2 protein-coding genes are annotated in these 2,572 nt (G+C 30.3%); both read left to right on the top strand.

The window, feature by feature from the left end; translation table 11 throughout:
* A partial coding sequence (locus tag CN514_RS17460) for a sensor domain-containing diguanylate cyclase (protein WP_176525952.1) occupies nucleotides 1-689 on the top strand: 689 nt, incomplete at its 5' end.
* A 171-nt stretch (nucleotides 690-860) separates the two neighbouring features.
* Nucleotides 861-1,835 carry a hypothetical protein gene (locus tag CN514_RS17465; RefSeq protein WP_098233699.1) on the top strand — a complete coding sequence of 325 codons (975 nt, stop codon included), beginning with the start codon at nucleotides 861-863 and terminating at the stop codon, nucleotides 1,833-1,835.
* The last annotated feature ends 737 nt before the right edge of the window (nucleotides 1,836-2,572 follow it).

Genomic DNA, 2,572 nt, shown 5'->3' on the forward strand with positions numbered 1-2,572 from the left:
CAATTCCAATTATAAAAAATCAAGAAGTAGTTGGTGTACTTACAATTGCATCAGAACAAAAAAATGCTTTTAAAAAATACCAAGTAGTTCTGATCGAAATACTTGCATTATATCTCGCAATTGCGGTTGAAAATGCAAGGTTTTACTTACAAACAAAAATCAAAAGTGAAACTGATTCTTTAACCGGCTTATATAATTTTGAATACCTCGAATCTAAAATTAAAGATGAATTTGAACAGTTGAAATCATTCAAGATAAAGTCAATTTCATTACTCCTAATAGATTTAGATTATTTTAAAAGAGTGAATGACCAATACGGTCATCAAGCAGGTAACGAAGTATTACTTGAAGTTGCAAGACGAATTAAAATGGTAGTGAATCAAAGTGGTTTAGTTGCTCGCTTTGGTGGAGAAGAATTTTCAGTGCTACTTGTAAATCATAGTGAAAGAGAAACATATGATTTAGCAGAAGAAATTAGAAAATCGCTGGAAAGTATTCCATTTTACATTACAAATCATATGACTAACGAAGATCAACAGATTAAATTAACAGTAACAGCAAGTATAGGAGCATCAGTTGCACCAATTGTGGCGAGAGAACCTTCAGACTTAATTCGATGTGCCGACAGAGCTATGTATTCAAAAGCAAAAAATGCTGGAAGAAATAAAGTGGCAATGTATAGCAAATAACCACCGGGAATCCTACGGTGGTTATTTATATATGTAGATAAAAAATGGGCAGGTTTTTGTAATTTTTTGTTGCACGATACCTGTTTACCCTCGACAAATGTCGGCGTGTTTTTCTGTAATTATATGTTAGTATTTTTTTACGTTTTAAAATAAAGTAGTAGGAGGATTCATATGGACAAGTCCTCAAAGATATCAATTAAAATTAATGGCGAGGAAAAAGCATTTGAAGAAGGTGCCGTGACTTCTCAAGATCAGGTAGAGGAGAAGAACGGGGAATTTGGATGGGTTTTACCAACTCCTGATGGGTTAGGAAAAAAAGTAATCGTTTTAGATGATGTTAAAAAGAAGAAAAAGATTAAGCCAGAGCAAAAAGTGAAGGAGAAAAAGAAAAAAAAGATTTCTTTTTTCACAAAGAAGTCACCTTCGAAAAGTATAATTATTTCTATTATAGGTGCAAGTTTAATAGGACTATGTTTTGGGTTTGTATTTTTAGGGATATTTAAACAATCAAAGCCAGATGCACTTAACCCAACAAAAAATAGTGTATCGGTTTCTGGTACTGCAACGAATCAAGTACAAATGATGATTCCAGCAGTGAAGTTTGATCTCGCACAAGTTGGAATGTATAAAAGTATGGAATCAGCTAAGAAAAATGAAAAAGAAGTATCTACAAATGGCTTTACCCCTGTCATTTATGAAAAAAATAATAATTTTTTCGTCGTTATTGCTTTGAGTGGAAAAGATAGCACGTTTTTAGCAGATGAAGTTAAGAAAAAATTAAAAAGTACTTATTTAAAAGAAGAAACAGTTGGTGGGCAAGAATACAAAGGCCCAAAACAATCGGTAGATATGTATAAAGCTGAAGTGGAAACATTTAATTTTATGTTATCGTACTTAACAGATAAAAACTTTAATAATGAAAAGCAACTTGAACAAATAAGCTCAACAATGTTAATTCTGAGTAAGCAAAAAGATTATATTAAAAATAAACAATTACTAAGTGGACTTAAGCATTTACAAAACATCGAAAAAGTAATGTCCTCAAACAGTAAGCAAAATCTAAATAAAGTAACCCAATCAGTCCAATATGACATGTTATCCTTATTTAAAATATTAAAAGAACAAAAAACTACACTAACAAATTAAACTTTGTTAGTGTAGTTTTAGTTTGTTGAAATATAAAGCGGTCAATAAGGAAAGCAATATTAAGTCGAACATTATTGATGTTAAAATTCATATTTTGACGATCTATTAAGATTTTAGGTGTTAATGTGTGTTTAAACAATCTTAATAATCCAACAAACTATAGTAATCGTTTTATAGAAGTTAAAATATTAAATTCTAATGTTTAGTTTATAAGGTGATGTTTGGTCTGACATACAAACAAATGAGATAACTGTTATTTTATGCTAAGTAAAGTATATTAAATTAGCATTTAATCAAGAATGTTGAAATATAAAATGGTCAATAGAGAAAACGGACATTACATGAATATTTATTAATGATGAATTTATCATTTTTTGGATGGTTTTAAATGTTAATATGTTTGTGCAATTTCATTATTCCAATAACACTAATAATGATTTTTTGATTTTTTCAGAGGTTAAAATATTATGAGCTAATCTTTAGAAAAACAAATTCAATTGATTAGTTTAATTAATGTTCGATATTTATTGGCCTACAAACTGATTAATATACACAGTTTCGTTACTCTAAGTAAAGGCTATTTGATTAGAAATTATTGCAGACTTTTTTTGATGAATAAGTTGATTGGAACAAAAGGGATGCTAGACTCCTATGGGATAAGAGGGAAGGCTTAGACCCCGCAGGCTTGCCGAGGAGGCTAAAGAATCCCGCCTCATAGAAAGCGAGCATCCTGTAGT

It is taken from the genome of Bacillus sp. AFS001701 (assembly GCF_002559405.1).
Classification (GTDB): domain Bacteria; phylum Bacillota; class Bacilli; order Bacillales; family Bacillaceae_G; genus Gottfriedia.

What these genes read in the sequence shown, in the direction of transcription:
- CN514_RS17465 (WP_098233699.1), top strand. Translation starts at nt 861, where the DNA reads ATGGACAAGTCCTCAAAGATATCAATTAAAATTAATGGCGAGGAAAAA.